The sequence below is a fragment of the Serpens gallinarum genome (assembly GCF_014836765.1).
GTDB classification, from domain to species: domain Bacteria; phylum Pseudomonadota; class Gammaproteobacteria; order Pseudomonadales; family Pseudomonadaceae; genus Serpens; species Serpens gallinarum.
Genome location: NZ_JACSQG010000005.1, coordinates 192,530 through 213,447 on the forward strand (window position 1 = coordinate 192,530; position 20,918 = coordinate 213,447).

Below are 20,918 nucleotides of genomic sequence, written 5' to 3' on the forward strand. Positions count from 1 at the left end.
TGATGATGCCTTACGGCATTGCGCCGTGACTGCCTAGCAGGCTGGTGTCGGTTTTCTTGGCGTGTTTGGCCAGGCGTTTTTCCTTGGCATTCTTCAGCGGTTTTTTCTTCGCTTGCTTGCGAGAGTCGTGACTTTTCATGGCCTGTTTCCTCTGGAAAATTAAGAGTCAACATGTGCATTTCGGCAGCCGGCGTCCCGGTCACCCTTCCTCCCCAGGCCGCATGAGCCTGTAAAACGTTCCTTTCAAGAATAGTTCGTCGCTAGCTCAGGTTGTAGGTGTGCGACGGAATGGCTTGAAAGCCGTGCGAAGAGGCAGGAATGGAGCGGTTAGTCAGACGCCAAGAAGGGCTCTCCGGCCCGCCTGGCCAATGCGCTGGAGCGGATGATCGCTCCGCTTTGCGGGCGGAGCGACTCGCATCATTCAGGGCGATCGCCCAAAACGTAGCAGCATTCACAAGGCTTGGCTGTGCTGACGGCTATGCGGTATCAAAGCCTGTTATTGCTGTTTGCTTTTAAGCAGGTCAGCCAGGCCCGCCAGCCCCTTGAAGGTTTCCTTGGGCCCCTGGCCACCGCCGGGTGTGGCTTCGGCGAAATACTGATTGTCGGTGTAGCGGGAGTGTTCATTATCGTGGCAGAACAGGCACAGCAGCTCCCAATTCGAGCCGTCCTCGGGATTATTGTCGTGATTGTGATCCTTGTGGTGCACGGTCAGCTCGCTCAACCGCTTGCCGGAAAATTCCCGCGCGCAGCGACCGCAGACCCAGGGGTACATTTTCAGTGCTTTTTCCCGATAACCCTGTTCACGCTGGCTGTAGGGAATGCTCGATTTGTTGCTCATGGCGAGTCCTGCTCGACGATGTGAAGAAGAGGCGTGTAGTTGACGTCGGACATTCGCCTCAGTCAATACGCTCAGCCGCGTTGGCGCTGGGTCAGACCCTTGAGGAAATTGCGCAGTACCTGATCACCACAGGGCCGATAGTTTTTATGGCCGGGCTTGCGAAACAGGGCGCTGAGTTCGGCTTTGCCCATCGGCAAGCCAACGGAGACGAGCATGGCATGGATGTCTTCATCCTTGAGTTCGAAGGCGACGCGCAGTTTCTTGAGAACCTGATTGTTGGTGACCGGAGTTTCCACCTCGGCGACAGGCGCGTCCGGGCGCTGGCCGCGCTTGAAGATCACCAGGCCATTGAGCACATGAGCCAGGGTCAAATCGGGGCAGGGTTGATAACCCTCGTCTTCTTCGTGCTGCAGGTAAGCGCTGATATCCGACTCATTAATCGGATAACCGGCCAGTTGTGCGATCTTTTGCAGCTCGGCATCGCTGATGTCGAGCAGGTAACGCAGACTGCGCAGGACGTCGTTGTGGGTCATTCGGTGGCACTCTGGGGGAAATTTGGCCGCGCAGTATACAGCCCGGACGCCAGGCTCCGGGGCGTGTGAACCAGCCGTCGATGCACCCCAATGCTCAGATCATCTTTCTGAAACGGTTCCAGGTTTGCTGGCCGGCGATTATCCAGTACGGGCGGGCCTGGCCGACTCCGGCCTGCTGCATGTACGGATGCTGCTGGATGATCCGCTCCAGCACTGGCTCCTGGGAGGGTTCGACATCCACGAAAAAGACGTGATCGCCTGCGCGCAAGCGATCCTGTAGTTGGCGGAAATACTGGTTGGGCGTCTGAATGCCAAACAGGCCGCCTTCCCAGGTACTGAAGCCAAGCAGGATCAAGGCCAGGAAAATGAACGGAACCCAGCCGGCCGGGCTGTCTGTCCAACCGCTGAAGTAAGCAACCAGCAACACCAGAATGGCCAGTGCCAAGCCGATGTACAGGCCCCGGCGACCGGAATTGACCACATCGGTTTTCAACACCGAGGGCACGCTGTGCACGTGATGACGTTCCAGTGCCGCATCCTGCTCGCTCAGCACATGAATCTGTTCGGTGGCGATGCCGCTGGCTTCGAGCTCACGCTCGATCTGTTCCAGATCATCCAGATTATTGCTGATGTAGTAATGGCGGTTCATAAGCACCTCCGAGGGCGATGAACCATCCTTGGTGAAGCAGACGAGTCAAAATGACTCACCCTGCAGTCTAGCACGGGGGTTCTGGGCTGATTCTGCCCTGCGCTATGCTTGGGTAAGTTCAGACAGGAGAAACACAATGCGCACTGTATTATTGGCCTTCGATGGCTCTGACAGTTCCAAGCGAGCGCTGCAGTACGTCATAGACTTCGCTCGTGAATACAATGCGACCCTGGAGTTGCATCTGATTAACGTGCAGCACGAGCCCATGGTGTACGGCGAATACATGACCGGCGACATCATCGAACAAGTGGGAAACTCGATACGCGCCGAAGCCAGCAAGATTCTCGAGTGGCCAGCGGCCCAGCTTGCAGCAGCCGGCATCACCTACCAAACCCATACGGCACTGGGCAACATCCCCGAGCAGATCGGCCTGGCTGCCAAGAAGCTGGGCTGTGACACCGTCGTCATGGGCACGCGTGGCCTGGGCAGCTTCACCGGCATGCTGATGGGCTCGGTGGCCACCCGGGTGATTCACGAAGTGCCGGTGCCGGTACTGCTGGTCAAGTAACTCAGCGTCAAGACATCGGGCAGCCACGTGCCAGCTGGCTTGCCTGATGTGCCCGTTCGGCCGGGATCCGTAGCTGGGCCAACAGGTAGTCGGCAAATGTCGCTGAATAAGGCTGTAAGGCGATGGCGTCCTGCATGCACGCCAGCCAGGCATCGCGCTCCGTCTGCGTAATATTCCAGCGCGTGTGAAACTGCGGAATGCTGATCGGCCCGAAACGCTCGGCGTAACGACGTGGCCCGCCCAACCAGCCGGTCAGGAACGTGGCCAGCTTGTCGCGAGCCAGGCTCAAGTCTTCGGGGTACAGGTTGCGTACACAGGCCGCAGCGCTTTTCTGATCCATGATCCGATAAAAATCCGCTACCAGACGACGGATACCAGCCTCTGCGCCGGCCGCCTGAAACGAGGCGTCGCCGACGCCGAATTGGGGTTGTTGAGTGAGGGACATGTGCATACCTGCTTGGAAAGTGCTGCCGCCATAGTGCGGGGTTTTTCTCACACCGTGTGATTGAGCTGCGTCGGCATCTGCAACTGGCCCGCGCTAATTTCCACGTTTGCTGTCGATTTGCCGCAAGCGATTTCCCTCGAAGCGCAGGTAGTGATACATGCCGTTTTTGGGCCCGTAGATCCATTCCTCGACCGACACCTCCTGGCGCCAGCCATAGTCATCAGCCTGCAGTTTGTAACCGATGCTTTGTCGGCTGGCAGGCTCTCCGCATGTGTTCAGGACTTCGAAGGCGCTGTCATCCAGGCTGACCAGGCGGCTGCCGCAGCGGTAAGTGGATGCTGCCTGGAGCGGGCTATTGAAAAGCAGCATGCATACGGCAGCGACCACCAGGCGAGTCATGATGTTCATTCACTGTCCAGGTGCATCAGCGTGGCCACCTCTCCTGTTTCCTGTGCTTCGCCAACGACGGTATCGAGCAGGTATACCCGGCGATCCTCCAGACCGCCCTGATCGACCAGATAATCCTTGATGCTGGCCGCGCGCTGTTGGCTCAGACGGCGCAGCTGAGCCGGGTTGTCGGCCCAGGAGGCGAGGACCTCCTGACGCATGCGCTCAGCGCGTTCCTGATCGTCGAGTTCCTGCCATTCGGCGGGCGGTTGCCGTTGCAGGCGGCTGCGGTAGATGGCACCCAGCAGGGCGGACTGGGTGTCTTCGTCTACTTCCAGCTGGGTAGGGTCGTCCGGGACGCTCTTGCCGCGGCGTTGCAGGCTCTTGTAGAGCAGGTCCTGGTACTCGCGCTGCAAGCGGCGTTCGGCCAGCAGTGGCCCGTCACTGGCTGCTGCGCTGCTGCCTTCGATTTCGAGGCGCAATGCGGGGCGCTGTTTGAGGGCGGCCGCCAGGGCGTCGAGACGTTGGCGAGCACGGCTGTCGAGTTCGCTGCTGCCGGCGGCAAAGCTGATTTGGCTGAGATCGTCATCGTCACCCCCGCTCACCAATCCGGCAATGAATTTGAAGGGCGCTTGCACGGCGCGCAGCACCAGGTTGCGCAAGGTCTGCCAGATGATGGGCATGACACTGAATTCGGGATTGTTCAGGTCGCCCTGAATGGGCAGGGCGATGTCGATATTCCCTTGGGTGTCCTTGAGCAGGGCGACGGCCAGGCGTACCGGTAAGTCAACGGCGCTCGGGCTGTCGACGCGCTCGCCGAGCTGCAGGTTCTCGAGCAGCATATGATTTTCGGCATTGAGCCTGCCTTGCTCGATGCGGTAGTGCAGGTCGAGATTGAGGCGCCCCTTGCGGATGCGATAGCCGGCGAATTTGCCCGAGTAGGGCGTCAGAGTGGTCAGCTCGACGTTCTTGAACGAAGTGGCGATGTCCAGGCTGTGCAACGGATCGAAGGGCGTCAGGCGACCGGTGATGCTGACCGGCGCGTAGCGGTCCACTTTGCCGGTGATATTCACCGCCGCCGGCTGTTGGGCGCGGTTGTCCAGGGTGCCGACGGTGCCGTTGAGCTCTTGGATGGCGGTGGCGAAGTTGGGCTGCAGGCTGAAGTCGGCGAAGTTAGCCGAGCCGCTGTGAATGACAATGGCGCCGATCTGGATGCCCAGCGGTGGCGCATCGGTATCGCTTGCAGGAGTCGCTGCCGGGTCGGCTGGCTGTTCGACGATCAGTTCGGCGACGTTGGTGGTCAGGTCCTCGTAAATGATGAAGCGCGCGTAAGGCTCGTTTAGATCAATGCTGGCAATGTTCAGGCTGTCGTCGTGGCGGTAGTCGAGGCCTTGGAGCTGCAGGCGCTGCCATTTGACGAAGTCGCGTTCCTTGAGGGTATCCAGAGTATGCAACTGATCAACCTCGGCATTGCCGGTGATTTGCATCGCTAACGGCTCGATGCTGTCCAGACGCACGTCCAGCTCGCTGGCCAACTGCCCGCTGCGCAATTCCAGGCGCACGAACGGGCTCAGGTAGGCCTGAGCCAGGCGCAGGTCGATGTCCTGGGTATTGACCTTGAGTCGGGCGCTGACCGGACTGAGTTGTACCTCGCCTTCGGCGTGCAATCGACCCTGTTCGCCCAGGCCTGTGTCCAGCCGGAGTTGGAAAGGTGATTGGCCCAGGCTGTCGAGTTGTTGTACATCCACATCCAGTGGGCCGACCAGCAGCTCGACGTCCTGCTCCGGAACCCGATCGGTGAGATGCACCCGATAGCCGCGCAACTGGCCATCCTGGAGCAGCACCTGCCAGGATTTGCCGGATTCGCTGTCGGCTGCGTCATCGCGGGTGGGCGTTTCGTCGCCGGCCAGTAGCGTCTGCCAGTTGATCTGACCGTCGGCTTCACGACTGGCCCAGGCTTCGAGTTGGGTGCTGCGTAGCTGTCCGATGACCACACGTTGCTCGGCCAGATCCAGTGATACCTGCTGCGCATCAAGGTCTTCCAGGCGCAGCAAGGGCTGTCCATCGGGCCCGTCAATGGCGAACGGTGCCAGTTGCACACGGGCGTTGCTGAGTTGCAGTTGGGTGGTTTCGCTGAGGTCGAGGCGGTAATCGCTGTGCAGATTGAGCGCGCCCTGCTGCAGATGCAGGGGCAGCATGTCCTGCACATAAGGCCAGAAGGTCTTCAGCGTGAGATCGGTCACTTGAAAGCGACCCTCGGAGGTAAAGGGTGACAGGTCGAAGCGGCCCTGCCAGGCGATGTTCCCGCCATCCGGCCCACTCGCCGAGAGGCTGGCGTCGGCATCGCCATCGACACGGGTGGCCAGGTTATGCAGCTCGAAGTCGAGCGGATCGTAGACGAAGTCGATGGGCTCGCTGGGGCGTTGATCCTGGAAATGCACCAGGCCGCGCTCCAGCAGCAGGCGGTCGATGCGCAGAGGGAAGGGTTCGCTGGGTTCAGTCTCGGCGGGTTCGGGCGCTTCGCTGGTGGGTAGCTCAAACAGCTGGGCCAGGTTCAGGCTGCCGTCCTTGGCAAACAGGATTTCGCTGTGGGGGCGCAGCAGGCGCACGTCAGCCAGGTGCAGGGTTCGCTGCCACAGACTGTCCCATTCCAGGTCCACATGCAGCGCTTCGAAAGCTGCCTGGGGTGCCTCGGCTTCCCCCAGCCGCAGGTTGTGTAGGTCCAGAGTCAGCGTAAAGGGATTGAATTCGAGGCGCTCCAGCGTGGCCGGCACCGTGGCGTACTGGGCCAGTTGCTGATTGGCAATGCGCAGGGCGATGCCCGGCAGAATCAGAAAGCCGATCAGGCTGTAGACCAAGAGCGCGACCAGCAGTACCCAGCCGGTACGAATCAATCCTTTCGACATAGCGGCGCCATTCATTCCAGTAAAGACGGCACGAGTATGGCAGGCCCTGAGAGAGTCAGAATGACGGTGGTCCATTATGTGTTGCGGCGGGTTCCTTCTCCCGGCGGTTGCCAGAGTGAAAACCTCAGAGGTGCAAAATCAGGGTTTTCAACGGTGCGTGGCCGTCTCTCGACGGAAAATCCGCAGCCGGGAAAATCGGCTGGCAATCCCGTACCGGTCTCCCCAGCTTGCTTGCGCAACGCATGACCTGATCGCGCCATTCACCCATATCGACTTTGGCCAGGTTGTTGCTGCACACCAGCACGCCGCCTTCGGCAGTGGTCAACAGCGCGGGCTTGAGCAGGCTTTGATAGTCGCGCAGCAGGTCGACGGTGCCAAAGGCGCTCTTGGCCCAGGCGGGCGGGTCGAGAAACACCAAGTCGAATTGGCGTTGCTCCAGTCGTTCGTAAGAGGGCAGGCGGTGACCGCGACGGTGGGCAATGGGCAGGTCGGCGAGCTGGCGGATGGCCGAGAAATAATCGGACTGAATAAACCGCATGGCCGGCAATTGCGGGTTGAGGGCCGCGTTTTCCTTACCGACGGCCAGGTTGCCGGCGGCGAAATCCAGATTCCATACCTCGCTGGCGCCGCCCGCACTGGCGCACAGGCCAACGCCGCAGGTGTACGCAAACAGGTTGAGCACCGACTTGCCAGCCGCGTGCTGTTTGACCCAGCCGCGAGCGTTGCGCAGGTCGAGAAACAGCAGCGGGTCCTGGCCCGCATGGCGACCGCGCACCCGGTAGTTGAGGCCCCATTCATGGCCGACCAGTTCAGCCAGCGCCGCCGGCTCCGGCTGATGGGCTGCGCGGTCGATGCGTGAATGGCCCTGGGAGCGATCGTTGTAGACCATCAGTAGCGGTGTGCCGAGAGAGGCGTCGATCTGCGCGCTGAGCCTCGGCAGCAGAGCGACGTCCAGAGGCTGATGAAAACTCTGGATCAACAGTTGCGGGCCATAGCGGTCAATGGTCAGGCCGGGAACGCCTTCCTGGCTGCCATGGAAGAGGCGGTAGCAGTCGGTACCTTGAGCGTGCAGTTCGTCCAGCAAAGGGCGACGAGCGTCCAGGGCGGCGCGCAGCGCCTGGTCAAGAGAGGGCATGCGCGGCGGTCTCGGGAGGGGAAGGTGCGCATTTTACAAGAAAACCCGGCGCCACGCCGCCGGGCTGGCGATTAGCTGTTGGGCAAGCCCAATCGGCGTCGTGCGCGGTGGATCGAGCCGTTGCGCACAGCCCAGCGCAACACCGGGGCGCTATGCAATACGGCGGTGCGTATCCAATAGCGCCGGCGATTGCCCTGATGAAAGCCCAGCTGGACGGCTGCCCATCCGGGGAGCAAGTCGATACCGGCGCGCAGCATCAAGGCGCCCATCGGTTTGCTCAGAGTATTGGGGGCGGGCGCATTGAGCAGGACGCGCATGACTTCACGGCAGCGCTCGTCACAGAGCAACTGCGGGCGCATGGCCTGGAAATAGTCGGCCACTTGCTGACGGGTGCGTGGGATGTCGCGAGCACCGAGGCGTTCACCGACCAGGGCGATTTCATTGTAGTAGCGATCCTGCTCATGGCCCGGCATCGCCGGATTGCGGTAGCGCAGGTGCGATTGCAGGAAACTGTACACCTCGGCTACATGCACCCAGGTGAGTAGCGCAGGATCATTGGCGGCATAGGGGCGGCCATCGGGGGCTACGCCGGTGATGTGGTCATGGATGCGTCGCACTCGGGCGATCAGGCGCTCGGCGTCGGCGCGACTGGCAAAGGTGGTACCGGAAATGAACTGCCCGGTGCGGCGCAAACGGCCGAGCATGTCCTGGCGAAAATTCGAGTGGTCCCAGACGCCGGAAAGGGCGAGAGGGTGGAGCATCTGTAGCATCAGGGCGGAAACCCCACCGATCAGCATCGAGGTGAAATCGCTATGCACCTTCCAGCAGGCTGAGTCGGGTCCGAACAAGCCCGGATCGCCCTTGGGATTCTCGAAATCGACACCGCCCAAGGCCAGCCCGGTGAGGCTGAGCACCTGGCGTTCAATGCGTTGACGTAGGTATTCCATAAAAACGGCCTCGCGCTCTAGCCTGAGACCCGCAGACCAGAGCAGCAAATGGACGGTGGAAGCATCCTGCGTGTGAGCTCAGGGTAGCCTGCAGAGGCAGGCCAGGCGTGCAGGGCGTCGGGTTGGGTGCACAGCTGATCGGCTGCACACGTCCTTCGCCCTTGCATTTGCCGCCGTCACCCCCGGTGGCGGCTCCGGAAATACTCGATCAGGCCTCGGGTCGAGGCGTCTTCACCGTTGGCGTCCTGGCTGCCGACCAGGCTCTGGTAGACGTTGCGGCCCAGGTCTTTGCCCAATTCCACGCCCCACTGGTCGAAGGCGTTGATGCCCCAAAGCGCGCTTTGCACGAAGACCTTGTGCTCGTAGAGCGCCACCAGGGCGCCGAGACGGCGCGGATCGATGCGTTCGACCACCAGGGTGTTGCTCGGTCGATTGCCGGGAATCACCTTGTGCGGTGCCAGGCGTTGTACTTCCTCCTCCGACAGCCCTTGGGCGCGCAGCTCGGCTTCGGCTTCGGCGCGGGTCTTGCCGAGCATCAACGCCTGGCTCTGCGACAGGCAGTTGGCATACAACCAATGATGGTGATCGGCCAGCGGGTTGTAGCTGACCACCGGGACGATGAAGTCCGCGGGAATCAGCAGCGTGCCCTGGTGCAGCAACTGATGGTACGCATGCTGGCCGTTGCAGCCGACGCCACCCCAGATCACCGGGCCTGTGCTGCAGGTCACCGGGCTGCCGTCTTGACGCACGCTCTTGCCATTCGACTCCATGTCCAACTGCTGCAGGTGCTTAACGAAGTTGCGCAGGTTGTGGTCGTAGGGCAGGAAGGCATGGCTCTGCGCGCCCCAGAAATTGCTGTACCAGAGGCTGAGCATGGCCAGCAGCACGGGCATGTTTTGCTCGAAAGGCGTCTCGCGCAGGTGCTGATCCATGCAATAGGCGCCGGTCAGCAGCTCCTTGAAGTTGGCCATGCCGATGGCCAGGGCAGTGGGCAGACCGATGGCCGACCACAGTGAATAGCGCCCGCCCACCCAGTCCCACATGGGGAAGATGTTCTTTTCGCTGATGCCGAAATCGATGGCTGCCTGACGGTTGCTGGTCACGGCGATAAAGTGCCGATAAAGCTTCTGTTCCGAGCCCCCGCTGGCCAGGTACCAAGTGCGCGCCGCCTGGGCGTTCTTGAGGGTTTCCAGGGTATTGAAGGACTTGCTGGAGACGATGAACAGCGTGGTTTCGGCATTCAACCGGGCGGTTACTTCGCGAAATTCGCTGCCATCGATATTCGCCAGGTAATGGCAACGTACGCCGCGCTGGGCGAAGGGCAATAGGGCTTCGGAAACCAACTCCGGCCCCAGAAAGGAGCCGCCAATGCCGATGTTCACCACATCGGTAATGCTCTTTTCGCTGTAGCCGCGCCACAGGTTGTTATGGATTCGTCCTACCAGGTCGGTCATCTGCCCCAGCACGCGGTGCACGTCGGGCATCACATCCTCGCCGTTGACCAGGACCTGCTCACCGATGGGGCGACGCAGGGCTGTGTGCAGCGCAGGGCGGCGTTCCGAGGCGTTGACGGTTTCACCGTCCAGCTGGGCCTGAATGGCGTCTTCGAGGCCGGCCTCGCGGGCCAGGCGCATCAGCAGCGCGACGGTATCCTCGGTGATCAGGTTCTTCGAGTAATCAAGAAACAATCCGCAGGCGGTCAACGAGAAGTCGGTAAAGCGCTGCGGTTGCTCGGCGAACGCCTCGCGCAGGCTGAACGCGCGCATGGCCTGGCGGTGTTCGCTCAGTGCCTGCCAAGCTGGCAGTCGGGTGATATCGGGTGGGGTTTGGTAGTACGCCATGTCCGGCTTCCTGTGCGGTGGCGCGCGAACCTTCGCGCGTTCGGAAAATTCCTGCAGGCAGCGCGCATGGTCGCACCGCCACTTCCCTTGGAGAGCCAAACACCGAGGGCGTTCATCGGGGCGACCGAAGGTCGCCCCGGTGTCAGGCCAGCTGGACTGGTATGGCGTTGCTGGTGTGGCTCAGGTCGCCATCTGCGCCGATGTACAACACGCGGGGCTGGTGACTGTCCAGTTCGGCTTCGCTGTAGTGGGCGTAGGCGCAAATAATCAGGCGATGGCCGACATCCGCCTTGTGGGCTGCGGCGCCGTTGACGGAAATGATCCTTGAGCCGGCTTCGCCACGAATCGCATAAGTGGTGAAGCGCTCGCCATTGTCCACGTTATACAGCTGGATCTGCTCGTATTCGCGGATCCCGGACAGGTCCAGCCAGTCGCCATCAATGGCGCAGGAGCCTTCATAGTCCAGCACGGCGTGGGTGACGATGGCGCGGTGCAGTTTGGCCTTGAGCATGATGGCATGCATGACGGGGTTTCCTCATCAGGTGCCGCAAAACGGCGGCAGAGTGTGCCCCAAGCCCGGTGACCGGACAAGGTGGGCAATCGGCCGCCGAGGCGGGGATTAACGATTGATGGTCAGGTTGTCGATCAGACGCGTGCTGCCCAGGTAAGCGGCAGCCAGAATCACCAGTTGCCGGTCCTGAGGGATGGCCGGTCGCAGTGTCTCGGCTTCGCGGATTTCCAGGTAGTCCGGGCGAAAGCCGGCCTGTTCCTGGAGTGTTCTGGCTTCGGCAATCAAGGTGGCGAAGTCGTTGGCACCGGCGGCCAGGGCGTTGCCGATGTGGTTCAGGCTGCGGTAAAGCGCTGGCGCGGCCTGGCGCTGGGCTTCATCCAGATAGCCATTGCGCGAGGACAAGGCCAGGCCGTCGGCGGCGCGAACGATGGGCGTGCCCTGGATCTCGATCGGCAGGTTCAGGTCGCGGACCATGGTGCGGATCACCGCCAATTGCTGGTAATCCTTCTCGCCGAAAATCGCGAGATCGGGCTGGACCATGTTGAACAGTTTGCAGACTACGGTGGAAACACCGTCGAAATGGCCGGGACGGCTGGCGCCGCACAGACCCTCGGTTACGCGGGGCACCACCACCCGGGTTTGGTCATCCATCCCGTTTGGATACATTTCTGCGACGCCGGGCGCGAACAGCAGCGCGCAACCGGCAGCGGCCAGTTTTTCCTGGTCGGCAGCGAGGGTGCGCGGGTAGGTGTCCAGGTCTTCGTTGGCCCCGAACTGCAGCGGGTTGACGAAAATGCTCGCCACCACGAACTCGCTGTGGGCAACGGCCTGCCGGACCAGCGCAATGTGGCCTTCGTGCAGGTTGCCCATGGTCGGTGTCAGGGCGATGCGCTTGCCGACGCTGCGGGCCTGGGCCACGGCAGCGCGCAATTCATGAACGGTAGTAACGGTTTTCATGCGCTGAATTCGTGCTCGGGAGCGGGGAAAGTGACCGCCTTGACGGCCTGGGTGTAGGCGCGCAGCGCCTCGACAATGCTGGGTTGGCCGGCCATGAAGTTTTTCACGAACTTGGGCGTGCGACCGGTCAGTGACAGCCCCAGCATGTCGTGCAGGACCAGCACCTGGCCATCTGTGCCGCTACCGGCGCCAATGCCAATTACGGGAATCGACACCGACTGACTGATCTCGGCGGCCAGATCGCTGGGTACGCATTCGAGCAACAGCATGGCCGCGCCGGCCTGTTCAAGAGCAATGGCATCGGCGCGTAGCTGGCGGGCCTGGGCTTCGCTGCGACCTTGCACTTTGTAGCCGCCAAGCACGTTGACAGTTTGCGGGGTCAGCCCCAGGTGCACACAAGTGGGAATGCCGCGGTCCGCCAGTTGGCGAATGGGCTCGGCGAGCCAGCCAGCGCCTTCCACCTTGACCATGTGCGCACCGGCCCTCATCAGCTCGGCGCTGTTGAGCAGGGTTTGCTCAAGCGAGGCGTTGGCCATGAACGGCAAGTCTGCGACGATGAGTGCATCCTGATTGCCGCGTTTGACGCTGGCCGTGTGGTAGGCAATGTCGCCGACGCTGACCGGCAGGGTGCTGTCGTGACCTTGCAGGACCATGCCAAGCGAGTCGCCGATCAGCAGCATTTCGATGCCGGCGGCGTTCGCGGCAGCGGCGAAGGTCGCGTCATAGCACGTCAGCATGACGATTTTTTCGCCTTTCTGTTTCAGGCTTTGCAAGGTGGTCAGGGTGATAGCGGGCATGGTGAGTCCTCTTCGCAGAGCGTTTCGCGGGCCGCGGGCGCTCTGGGTCGGCACGTTATGAGGTGCCGGTACTGGGCATTGGGACGCTTATAGTCGTGATGGGCAGGCGCGAAGTCAATTGCGGGTGTTACTCGAATTCACAGCGGTTATCCGCTTTGCGCAACTGCTGGCAAACGCTCCAGGCCCTGAAATGGGCACTGATCCAGCAGGGTGCTGAGCGGACGACCATCGGGTAGGTGCAGTTCAGGAGCGATCTCGGCCAGCGGATAAAGGACGAAGGGCCGCGCATGCATATGGTAGTGGGGCACGGTCAGGCGCTCGTCGTGCAGTTGGCGATCACCGAAAAGCAGGATATCCAAATCCAGCGTGCGCGGTCCCCAACGCTGGGCTTTGCGTACCCGACCCTGGTGTTGCTCGATGCGCTGCAGGGCATCCAGTAGCTGCAGGGGCGCCAGTTCAGTATCCAGGGCTGCCACTGCATTCACATAACGTGGCTGATCAGGTGGGCCGAGCGGGTCGCTGGCATAAAAAGAAGACACGCCGTCGAGTCGGGTTTGCGGGAGTTCTGCCAGGGCTGCGAGCGCCGCGCGCAACTGCTGCAGGGGCTGCTCGAGATTACTGCCCAGACCGATATATACCCGCTCCATGTCACTCGCCTGTCGGGTTGCCGCCCGGTTCGGGACGGCGCTTGCGTCCACCGCTGCGGCGACGTTTGCGGGGCGCGCCGCTGCGCTCGTCCTTGCTGCTCAGGGCGCGAATCATATTGCGTCGCTCGCTGTCGCTGACTTCCTGGTAATCGGTCCACCAGTCACCGAGGCCGTCGGTTTGCTCGCCAGCGCTTTCACGCAGCAACAGGAAATCGTAGCCGGCGCGAAAGCGCGGGTTTTCCAACAGCACGTCGGCGCGTTTGCCGTGACGGCGAGGCAGGCGTTCCTGCATGTCCCAGATTTCGCGAATCGGCAGGGTGAAACGCTTGGGAATGGCAATGCGTTGGCACTGCTCGCTGATCAGCTGGTGGGCCGCTTCCTGCATGGCCGGAATGGGCGGCATGCCACGCTCCTGCATGTCCAGCACGCGGGCGGGCAGGGCGGGCCAGAGCAGCGTGGCGAACAGAAAGGCCGGGGTGACCGGCTTACCCTGGCGAATGCGCTCATCGGTATTAATCAACGCCTGGCGGATCAGTTTGTCGGCGTATTCAGGCTGCTCTTTGAGGGCTGCAGCGCTGGCGGGAAACAGCGGGGCAAACAGGTCAAACTCGATCAACAGGTCGAAGGTGCGCTCGGCCCGTCCAGCGAGGAACAGTTTGAGCACTTCTTCAAACAGGCGGGCGGCGGGAATGTCACGCAACAGCGGTGCCAGGCGGCGGATGGGTGCAGCGCTGTGCCGTTCGATGGCGAAGTCGAGCTTGGCGGCGAAACGCACGGCACGCAGCATGCGCACCGGGTCTTCCATGTAACGCTGTTCAGGATCGCCGATCAGGCGCACCAGCCGGTTCTTGATGTCGTGTACGCCCTGGGCGTAATCGAGAATGCGCTCGGTACGGGGGTCGTAGTACAGGGCATTGATGGTGAAGTCGCGGCGCTGGGCATCGTCTTCCAGCGTGCCGTAGACGTTGTCGCGTAGGATGCGGCCGCTTTCGTGGCGCGCCGAGTGGGAATTGTTTTCTTCCTCGTCATCATCGGCTTGCGGGTGGTTGGCGCGGAAGGTGGCAACCTCGATGATCTCGCGTCCGAAATGCACATGGGCCAGCTTGAAGCGTCGGCCAATCACGCGGGCGTTGCGAAACTCCGCGCGCACTTGTTCAGGCGTGGCGCTGGTGGCCACATCGAAATCCTTGGGAGGCAGGTTCAAGAGCAGGTCGCGTACGCAGCCGCCTACTACATAAGCCTGGTAGCCGGCCTGCTGCAGGCGTTCGACCACATTGACCGCATTGCGGCTGATGCGCGAGCGTGTCAGCGAATGCTGGCGGCTGCTGAGCACTTCAGGGGTGGTGCGAGGATGCGCGGCGCGGCGCAGGGGAAAACGAAAAGACTTGAACAGCTTCTTCAGCATGGGACGGCAACTGTTTTGCGAATAAGAAGGGGCAGCCAGAAGGGCAATAACCACCGGATGGCCGAGGATTCTAGCACCGGGAGGGGGGATGGGGAACGAATAGGGTTGCGCAAGGGGAATTGACAGGGGGAGCCGCAGCTCCCCCAGAAGAATTGTTGCTTATTTGTTGTTGTTATTGTCCGGCCTTGTTGTTCTTGTTGTCCGGTGCATCGTGGGCTCTTGCTGGCCTTGGATGCCTCCCGATCGGGAGTCAATAGCAAACGGATTGCTTTGGATGCTGGTGCTGCTTTGATCAAAGGATCCAACCTGTTCGGCGCTGCCTGGTGACAGTTTTATTGTTCTCGATCCGGTTGTTGGGGAGTCCCCAAAAGCAAGTCTCCAAAAGAATCGGTTAGCTGCGCCTCCGCCTTGTTGTCGTTATTGTGCTGGAGTCGTTACGTGTTGTTTTTATTCTATGGATGTGTGGTTTTTATTGTTGTTGTGCTTAGGGTAAAGCAGAAGCCGTGCCAAGATTGGTAAATCTCTTATATTTCAATGGTTTAGCTAAATTGCATGGCTTTTGGAAGGCAGAAAAAAACCGGGCTCCGTTACTTTGAAACCCGGTTTCGTTACGTTTGAGTGGCGCAGGTAACACTTTTGTGGGCAAGCCGTTGTGTTACCGCATCGATCAGGAGCCGCTGGTCGCGCCTGCCTTACGGCGTGGAATCCCCAGACGTTGACGGCGTTCCCACAGGCATTTGCGGCTGATGCCCAGCTTGCGCGCCAATTCGGTTTCGGTCATGTGGTCCTGATGCTCGAGGACGAAATGCTGGAAATAATCCTCCAGCGACAGGTTCTCGGTCGGTTCGTTGGTGCTGACGCTCATTGACGGGCGGGAGGAGAGACCGTCGTCCAGATCATCCAGATCGTCCAACTCGATATCGATGCCCAGCAGCTCGGCGGAAATGTCCGGGCCTTCACTGAGAATCACCGCCCGCTCGATAGCGTTCTCCAGTTCACGCACGTTACCGGGCCAGGCGTAATGGCGAATCACCTGTTCCGCATCGATGGTGAACCTGAGGTCTTCGCGCCCCATTTGCGCGGCCTGGCGAGCCAGCAGCGTGTGGGCGATTTCGCTGACGTCGGCGCCCCGCTCGCGCAGTGGCGGCAGTTTCAGTGAAATGACGTGCAAGCGGTAATACAGGTCTTCACGGAACTGGGCGGTCTTGGCCAGATTCTTCAAGTCGCGGTGAGTGGCTGCGATCAGGCGGACGTCGACCTTCTGCGACTGCACAGAGCCGACCCGGCGAATCTCGCCCTCCTGCAGTACGCGCAGCAAGCGGGCCTGAGCTTCCAGCGGCAGCTCGCCGATTTCGTCGAGAAACAGAGTGCCACCGTGCGCGGCCTCCACCAGTCCGGCGCGCCCGGCGCTGGCGCCGGTGAAGGCGCCCTTTTCGTGGCCGAACAGCTCGGACTCGATCAAGGTTTCCGGAATGGCTGCGCAATTCACCGAGATCAGCGGTGCCTTGGCGCGCCGCGACAGGTTGTGCAGAGCACGGGCCACCAGTTCCTTGCCGGTCCCGGATTCGCCCTGGATCAGCACGTTGGAATCGGTAGGCGCGACCTTGCGGATCTTGCCGAACAGGTCTTCCATGGCCGGGCTTGAGCCGATGATGCCGATCTCACCACTGCCGGCCGGCTTCTCGGTGCGCGCGGCCGATTTGGCGGGGGGCTCGGTGCTGCTGGCGCGTTGCTCGCGTTCACGCAGAATGCGCGCCACCGCCTGGAGCATTTCATCGTGATCGAAGGGCTTGGCGATGTAGTCCACCGCGCCAAGCTTCATCGAATCCACTGCCGAGCGCAGGCTGGCATAGCTGGTCATGATCAGCACGGGCGCACCCTTGGCCAATCCGATCAGCTCGGTGCCTGGGGCGCCGGGGAGGCGCAGGTCGCTGACGATCAGGTCAAAATCCGGAATGCGAAAGCGCTCCTGGGCTTCTTGCACGGAGCCCGCCTCGCTCACTTCGTACTGGTTGCGCTCCAGCAGGCGGCGCAGGGCGGAGCGAATGATGGTTTCGTCTTCGACGATCAGGATGTGCGGCATTGAGTACGGTTCTCTCTCTTTCTCGACGGCTCAGGACGGGGCGGAGGTCGTTGCGACATGGCGAGGCAAGGTCACCCGGAAACGGGTGCCACGCTGGCTCTCGGGGTCGACCGGACTGTCGATAATGATCTGTCCATAATGCTCTTCCACAATGGAATAGACCAGCGCGAGGCCCAGACCAGTGCCGGCGCCGGGGTCCTTGGTGGTAAAGAATGGCTCATACAGTCGGTCCATGATGGCTTTGGGAATACCGCTGCCCTGGTCCTCGACGCTCAGGGTTACGGTGTGTTCGTCGGCCTCGCTGCTGATGCGGATGATGCCGCCCTCAGGCATGGCGTCGCGAGCATTGCTCAGCAGGTTGATCAGCACCTGGGCCAGGCGTTGTGGGTCCCCTTCAACGCAGTGCTCCGGGGCGCACAGGTTAAAGAACTGCACCGCGGCGTTACGCCGGTTGAGTTGCAGCAGGCCAATGGCTTCGTGGGTGATAGCCGCCAGGCTGACGGCTTCATTATTACTATGCAGGGCGCCGGCATGGGCAAAATTCATCAGTGACTGGACGATGCGCGACACGCGTTTGGTCTGATCGATGATTTGCTGGCTGATCTCACGGATTTCGCCGTCTTCGTCGCGTTCCTCTCGCAGGTTCTGGGCCAGGCAGGCGATGCCGGTAATCGGATTGCCGATTTCATGGGCAACGCCAGCGGCCAGGCGGCCAATGCTGGCCAGGCGCTCGGAATGCACCAGTTTGTCTTCCAGAGCGCGGGTGGCGGTCTGGTCTTCGACCAGCAGCACCAGGCCGTTGTTGCCCGAGGCCAGTGGCTCTTCGATAGCCGCCTTGTGCAGGTTCAGCCAGCGATTTTCTCCGTCTTCGCTCAGGCGGTGCTTGTGCAGGTGCTCGGCTGGGCTGTCGATGAAGTCGGTCAGCAGGCTGCGCCAGGGTTCGTCGATGGCCGAAAGACGTTCGCCCAGTACGTGTTGGGCGGCGATTCCGGTGAGCTCTTCCATGCAGTGGTTCCACATGAGAATTTCCCGATCCTTGGCCAGCGAACAGACGCCCACCGGCAGATCCTGCAGGGTCTGCCGGTGGAAGCGGCGCAGGCTGTCAAGTTCGGCGGCCAGGCCGGTGAGCTGTGAGCGATAGTCTTCCAGGCGGCTTTCGATGAAGTGGATGTCCTCGGAGACATAGGCTTCGCTGCTGGATTTATAAGGCAGGAAGGTCTCGACGATTTCCTGGGCAAAGCTTGGGCCCATCAAGCCGGACAGGTTGGCTTCGATCCGGTCGCGCAGGCGGCGCAGGGCGTAGGGGCGGCGTTCGTCGAAGGGGAGCTGCAGGTCGCTAAGCGCGTGCTCGACTTCGCGCTGCGCTGCCTTGGCCCCGAGCGGCTTGCTCAACTGGGCGGCAAAATCCTGCGGCGAGGTGGCGAGAAGCTCCCGGCGTTGCGGGCGACGCACGTTATCCACCGCACAGGCTTCGGCGGCGCTTTGCTCCTCGGCGCTGGGGTCGCTGAACAAGGAGATCAGCGTGAAGAACAGCACATTGGCGGTCAGTGAGGTAATGGCTGCCAGGTGCCAGCTGGTATCGTCCAGTACATAGACGATGTCCAGGTAGGGCATGTAGAAGCCCTGCAAGTTGCCGATCAGCGGCAAGAGCATGGTGACTGTCCAGACGGCGAAACCGGCCAACAGGCCCGCGATAAAACCGCGTCGGTTGGCGGTTTGCCAATACAGCACCGAGAGTACGCCGGGTAGGAACTGCAGGGTGGCGACGAAGGAGACGATGCCCAGGTTGGCCAGGTTGGGCTTGGAGCCTAACAGCAGATAAAAGCCATAACCGCCGAGAATGATGGCGGTAATCAGCGCGCGTCGGGTCCATTTCAGCCAGCGATAGATGTTGCCCGCCGCAGTGGGTTGATAAACCGGCAGGACCAGATGGTTTAGCGCCATGCCCGACAGGGCCAGGGTAGAAACGATGATCAGGCCGCTGGAGGCGGACAGGCCACCGATATAAGCCAGCAGCGCCAGGGTTTCGCTGTTGAGCGCAAGGCCCACGCCCAGGGTGAAATATTCTGGGTTGGTGTTTACCCCCAGCTTGAGGCCGCTCCACAGGATCAGGGGCACGGGCAGGCTGATCAGCAGCAGGAACAGCGGCAGTCCCCAGCTGGCGCTGACCAGGGTGCGCGGGTTGAGGTTCTCGGTAAAGGTCATGTGGTACATGTGCGGCATGACGATCGCCGAGGCAAAGAACACCAGCAGCAGGGTGCGCCACGGACCTTCCTGCAGCGGGGTATACAGCGTATTGAGAGCTTCTTGATTGGTCAGCAGCCAGGTTTCCAGCCCTTGTGGGCCATCAAACACCTGATACAGCGCATACAGGCCGATGCTGAGCAGGGCGACCAGTTTGACCGTCGACTCGAAGGCCATGGCGAACACCAGCCCGGTGTGCTTTTCCCGAGGCGACACGTGACGAGCGCCGAACAGAATGGTGAACAGGATGATCAGCCCGCAGTAGCTCAACGCAACGCGGTCATGCAGCGGTTCGCGGGTAAGGATGCCGATGGCATCGCTCACGGCCTGCATCTGCAGCGCCAGCAGCGGCAGGATGCCCAGCAGCATGAACAGCGTGGTCAGCCCGCCGGCCCAACTGCTGCGAAAGCGAAAGGCAAACAGGTCTGCCAGAGATGACAGCTGATAGGTGCGTGAGATGCGCAGGATCGGGTACAGCAACACCGGCGCGAGCAGGAAGGTGCCGGTCACGCCGAGATAGCACGCCAGGAAACCGTAGCCATACTGATAGGCCAGGCCGACCGAGCCATAGAAGGCCCAGGCGCTGGCATAGACACCCAGCGACAGGGTGTAGGTCAGCGGATGGCGGACCATCCAGCGCGGCACCACGCCGCGTTCGCTCAACCAGGCGACGCTGAACAGGGCCAGCAGATAGAGGGCGCTAATCAGCAGCAGTTGACTCAGGTTAAAGCTCATCGGCATCGCGTTGGCTCAGCAGCAAAAAGGTCACCACGATCAGGATCAGCCACAGCAGGTACGGGCGATACCAGGCGCCGTGGGGTTGGATCCACCAATCCATGATCGCGGGTGAGAACAGGTAGATGCCCACTACCAGAAGCAGGACCAGACGATAGATGTACATAGAGGCTCAGGCGGCTCAGGGCTATTGGCTGACGTTATAAGCGTTGCGCGCCTAAATTGCAGCTTTGTCATGACGCCGTCCCCGGGAAGAGGTGTGCAACGCACACCATACAGAAGCCAGCGTGCTGGTGATTCGTGGCTTTATGGCGTCGGCAGTCGCTCGCAATTAGCCTCTACGAGATGGCATGAAATTGACTCAGCGCAGCTCGGCTTCGGCCAGGGTGGCGCGGTGGGGAATCAGCGTGGCATCCCAGTGGGTAATACCCCAGGCCAGTACATCGCCCGGCAGGCTGTGTGCCAGCTCGTCCGGGACGGGTTGGCCGAGGGCGCGCAGGGCGCGGCATAACAGGGGCGCGGCCTGGTCGGTGGGCAGGGGCGGAGAGCGGAATGACTTGCCGAGCTTGTGGCCGTCCGGCTGGATTAACAGCGGTATGTGCAGGTAGCGTGGCTGGGGCAGGCCGAGCAGTTCCTGCAGATACAGTTGCCGCGGGGTGTTATCCAGCAGGTCGGCACCGCGCACAATGTCGGTCACGCCCTGCAGGGCGTCATCCACGACCACGGCCAATTGATAGGCATACAGGCCGTCGCGCCGTTGGATGATGAAGTCGCCAACGTCGCGACCCAGATGCTGCCGGTACTCGCCTTGGAGCCGGTCGATGAAGTGGTATTCCAGCTCCGGCACGCGAATGCGGATGGCCGCGTTGTGCCGATCATGCTGCGCGTTGCGGCAGGTGCCGGGATAGACTGGCTGGCCCTCCAGCTCTTTGCGCGAACAGGTGCAGGCATAGGCCAGCCCTTGCTGCAGCAGACGCTCGATTACTTCGGCATAGGCCTCATGTCGACCGCTCTGGCGCAGCAGCTCACCGTCCCATTCGAAGCCGTAATTCTCCAGGGTGCGCAGAATGGCGGACTGGGCGCCGGGCACCTCACGGGGGGGGTCAAGATCTTCCATGCGCAGCAGCCAGCGACCGCCACAAGCGCGAGCGTCGAGGTAGGACGCCAGGGCGGCGACCAGTGAGCCGAAATGCAGGAAGCCGCTGGGTGTCGGCGCGAAGCGCCCGACGTAGCGGGAAGGAAGGCTGGACATGCCGGTGATTACAAATCAAACGGGGCGCCGAAGCGCCC

General features: G+C 61.5%; 20 protein-coding genes. 1 reads left to right on the forward strand and 19 read right to left on the reverse strand.

All coding sequences use genetic code 11. The features are described from left to right. Window positions 1-10 precede the first annotated feature (10 nt). The 4 genes from H9642_RS18345 to H9642_RS11640 form a co-directional block, all read right to left on the reverse strand. On the reverse strand, window positions 11-139 hold the full coding sequence (locus tag H9642_RS18345) for a hypothetical protein (protein WP_286010301.1): 129 nt from the start codon (window positions 137-139) through the stop codon (window positions 11-13). Between the two features lie 357 nt (window positions 140-496). Further along, window positions 497-838, reverse strand: a complete 342-nt coding sequence (locus H9642_RS11630) for a YajD family HNH nuclease (protein WP_251836611.1) — start codon at window positions 836-838, stop codon at window positions 497-499. Window positions 839-909: 71 nt separating this feature from the next. Further along, window positions 910-1,371: a YehS family protein gene (locus H9642_RS11635; RefSeq protein ID WP_251836612.1), complete on the reverse strand. Its 462-nt coding sequence runs from the start codon at window positions 1,369-1,371 to the stop codon at window positions 910-912. Between the two features lie 94 nt (window positions 1,372-1,465). Next, complete coding sequence (locus tag H9642_RS11640) at window positions 1,466-2,020, reverse strand: magnesium transporter (RefSeq protein ID WP_251836613.1); 555 nt, start codon at window positions 2,018-2,020, stop codon at window positions 1,466-1,468. Window positions 2,021-2,156: 136 nt separating this feature from the next. On the opposite strand from H9642_RS11640, the gene H9642_RS11645 reads away from it, so the two are divergent. Further along, window positions 2,157-2,588 carry a universal stress protein gene (locus tag H9642_RS11645; protein WP_251836614.1) on the forward strand — a complete coding sequence of 144 codons (432 nt, stop codon included), beginning with the start codon at window positions 2,157-2,159 and terminating at the stop codon, window positions 2,586-2,588. A 7-nt stretch (window positions 2,589-2,595) separates the two neighbouring features. Here the strand turns inward: H9642_RS11645 and H9642_RS11650 are convergent, their stop codons facing one another. The 15 genes from H9642_RS11650 to gluQRS form a co-directional block, all read right to left on the reverse strand. Next, on the reverse strand, window positions 2,596-3,033 hold the full coding sequence (locus tag H9642_RS11650; protein ID WP_251836615.1) for a group II truncated hemoglobin: 438 nt from the start codon (window positions 3,031-3,033) through the stop codon (window positions 2,596-2,598). 93 nt (window positions 3,034-3,126) lie between these two features. After that, a complete protein-coding gene (locus tag H9642_RS11655) occupies window positions 3,127-3,432 on the reverse strand; it encodes a DUF2845 domain-containing protein (protein WP_251836650.1) in 306 nt (101 codons plus the stop codon). A gap of 5 nt (window positions 3,433-3,437) precedes the next feature. Further along, window positions 3,438-6,326, reverse strand: a complete 2,889-nt coding sequence (locus H9642_RS11660; protein ID WP_251836616.1) for a DUF748 domain-containing protein — start codon at window positions 6,324-6,326, stop codon at window positions 3,438-3,440. A gap of 124 nt (window positions 6,327-6,450) precedes the next feature. Further along, window positions 6,451-7,461 carry a class I SAM-dependent rRNA methyltransferase gene (locus tag H9642_RS11665; protein ID WP_251836617.1) on the reverse strand — a complete coding sequence of 337 codons (1,011 nt, stop codon included), beginning with the start codon at window positions 7,459-7,461 and terminating at the stop codon, window positions 6,451-6,453. Between the two features lie 71 nt (window positions 7,462-7,532). Next, on the reverse strand, window positions 7,533-8,408 hold the full coding sequence (locus H9642_RS11670) for an oxygenase MpaB family protein (RefSeq protein WP_251836618.1): 876 nt from the start codon (window positions 8,406-8,408) through the stop codon (window positions 7,533-7,535). A gap of 176 nt (window positions 8,409-8,584) precedes the next feature. Beyond that, window positions 8,585-10,249, reverse strand: coding sequence for a glucose-6-phosphate isomerase (gene pgi / locus H9642_RS11675; RefSeq protein WP_251836619.1), 1,665 nt, complete (start codon window positions 10,247-10,249; stop codon window positions 8,585-8,587). 142 nt (window positions 10,250-10,391) lie between these two features. Further along, window positions 10,392-10,772 (reverse strand): aspartate 1-decarboxylase, encoded by a 381-nt coding sequence (gene panD, locus H9642_RS11680; protein WP_251836620.1) that lies wholly within the window; start codon window positions 10,770-10,772, stop codon window positions 10,392-10,394. A gap of 96 nt (window positions 10,773-10,868) precedes the next feature. Beyond that, on the reverse strand, window positions 10,869-11,717 hold the full coding sequence (panC, locus tag H9642_RS11685) for a pantoate--beta-alanine ligase (RefSeq protein WP_251836621.1): 849 nt from the start codon (window positions 11,715-11,717) through the stop codon (window positions 10,869-10,871). Then, on the reverse strand, window positions 11,714-12,514 hold the full coding sequence (panB, locus tag H9642_RS11690; protein WP_251836622.1) for a 3-methyl-2-oxobutanoate hydroxymethyltransferase: 801 nt from the start codon (window positions 12,512-12,514) through the stop codon (window positions 11,714-11,716). The genes panC and panB overlap by 4 nt, the downstream gene beginning before the upstream one ends. A gap of 146 nt (window positions 12,515-12,660) precedes the next feature. Then, a complete protein-coding gene (folK, locus tag H9642_RS11695) occupies window positions 12,661-13,161 on the reverse strand; it encodes a 2-amino-4-hydroxy-6-hydroxymethyldihydropteridine diphosphokinase (protein WP_251836623.1) in 501 nt (166 codons plus the stop codon). Between the two features lies 1 nt (window position 13,162). Further along, the gene (locus H9642_RS11700; protein WP_251836624.1) at window positions 13,163-14,566 is read right to left on the reverse strand and encodes a polynucleotide adenylyltransferase PcnB; all 1,404 of its coding nucleotides are present in this window, start codon (window positions 14,564-14,566) and stop codon (window positions 13,163-13,165) included. 667 nt (window positions 14,567-15,233) lie between these two features. After that, a complete protein-coding gene (locus H9642_RS11705) occupies window positions 15,234-16,649 on the reverse strand; it encodes a sigma-54-dependent transcriptional regulator (protein WP_251836625.1) in 1,416 nt (471 codons plus the stop codon). 30 nt (window positions 16,650-16,679) lie between these two features. Next, on the reverse strand, window positions 16,680-19,634 hold the full coding sequence (locus tag H9642_RS11710) for a sensor histidine kinase (RefSeq protein ID WP_251836626.1): 2,955 nt from the start codon (window positions 19,632-19,634) through the stop codon (window positions 16,680-16,682). Next, complete coding sequence (locus H9642_RS11715) at window positions 19,618-19,794, reverse strand: hypothetical protein (protein WP_251836627.1); 177 nt, start codon at window positions 19,792-19,794, stop codon at window positions 19,618-19,620. Before H9642_RS11715 ends, H9642_RS11710 begins: the two co-directional genes overlap by 17 nt. 195 nt (window positions 19,795-19,989) lie before the next feature. Then, entirely contained in the window at window positions 19,990-20,880 is an 891-nt protein-coding gene (gene gluQRS, locus H9642_RS11720) for a tRNA glutamyl-Q(34) synthetase GluQRS (protein ID WP_251836628.1), read from the reverse strand. Between the last annotated feature and the right edge of the window lie 38 nt (window positions 20,881-20,918).

Excerpts from the sequence above, each read along its gene's own strand:
- H9642_RS18345 (WP_286010301.1), bottom strand. The coding sequence starts at position 139 with ATGAAAAGTCACGACTCTCGCAAGCAAGCGAAGAAAAAACCGCTGAAG.
- H9642_RS11630 (WP_251836611.1), bottom strand. The coding sequence starts at position 838 with ATGAGCAACAAATCGAGCATTCCCTACAGCCAGCGTGAACAGGGTTAT.
- H9642_RS11635 (WP_251836612.1), bottom strand. The coding sequence starts at position 1,371 with ATGACCCACAACGACGTCCTGCGCAGTCTGCGTTACCTGCTCGACATC.
- H9642_RS11640 (WP_251836613.1), bottom strand. The coding sequence starts at position 2,020 with ATGAACCGCCATTACTACATCAGCAATAATCTGGATGATCTGGAACAG.
- H9642_RS11645 (WP_251836614.1), top strand. The coding sequence starts at position 2,157 with ATGCGCACTGTATTATTGGCCTTCGATGGCTCTGACAGTTCCAAGCGA.
- H9642_RS11650 (WP_251836615.1), bottom strand. The coding sequence starts at position 3,033 with ATGTCCCTCACTCAACAACCCCAATTCGGCGTCGGCGACGCCTCGTTT.
- H9642_RS11655 (WP_251836650.1), bottom strand. The coding sequence starts at position 3,432 with ATGACTCGCCTGGTGGTCGCTGCCGTATGCATGCTGCTTTTCAATAGC.
- H9642_RS11660 (WP_251836616.1), bottom strand. The coding sequence starts at position 6,326 with ATGTCGAAAGGATTGATTCGTACCGGCTGGGTACTGCTGGTCGCGCTC.
- H9642_RS11665 (WP_251836617.1), bottom strand. The coding sequence starts at position 7,461 with ATGCCCTCTCTTGACCAGGCGCTGCGCGCCGCCCTGGACGCTCGTCGC.
- H9642_RS11670 (WP_251836618.1), bottom strand. The coding sequence starts at position 8,408 with ATGGAATACCTACGTCAACGCATTGAACGCCAGGTGCTCAGCCTCACC.
- pgi (WP_251836619.1), bottom strand. The coding sequence starts at position 10,249 with ATGGCGTACTACCAAACCCCACCCGATATCACCCGACTGCCAGCTTGG.
- panD (WP_251836620.1), bottom strand. The coding sequence starts at position 10,772 with ATGCATGCCATCATGCTCAAGGCCAAACTGCACCGCGCCATCGTCACC.
- panC (WP_251836621.1), bottom strand. The coding sequence starts at position 11,717 with ATGAAAACCGTTACTACCGTTCATGAATTGCGCGCTGCCGTGGCCCAG.
- panB (WP_251836622.1), bottom strand. The coding sequence starts at position 12,514 with ATGCCCGCTATCACCCTGACCACCTTGCAAAGCCTGAAACAGAAAGGC.
- folK (WP_251836623.1), bottom strand. The coding sequence starts at position 13,161 with ATGGAGCGGGTATATATCGGTCTGGGCAGTAATCTCGAGCAGCCCCTG.
- H9642_RS11700 (WP_251836624.1), bottom strand. The coding sequence starts at position 14,566 with ATGCTGAAGAAGCTGTTCAAGTCTTTTCGTTTTCCCCTGCGCCGCGCC.
- H9642_RS11705 (WP_251836625.1), bottom strand. The coding sequence starts at position 16,649 with ATGCCGCACATCCTGATCGTCGAAGACGAAACCATCATTCGCTCCGCC.
- H9642_RS11710 (WP_251836626.1), bottom strand. The coding sequence starts at position 19,634 with ATGCCGATGAGCTTTAACCTGAGTCAACTGCTGCTGATTAGCGCCCTC.
- H9642_RS11715 (WP_251836627.1), bottom strand. The coding sequence starts at position 19,794 with ATGTACATCTATCGTCTGGTCCTGCTTCTGGTAGTGGGCATCTACCTG.
- gluQRS (WP_251836628.1), bottom strand. The coding sequence starts at position 20,880 with ATGTCCAGCCTTCCTTCCCGCTACGTCGGGCGCTTCGCGCCGACACCC.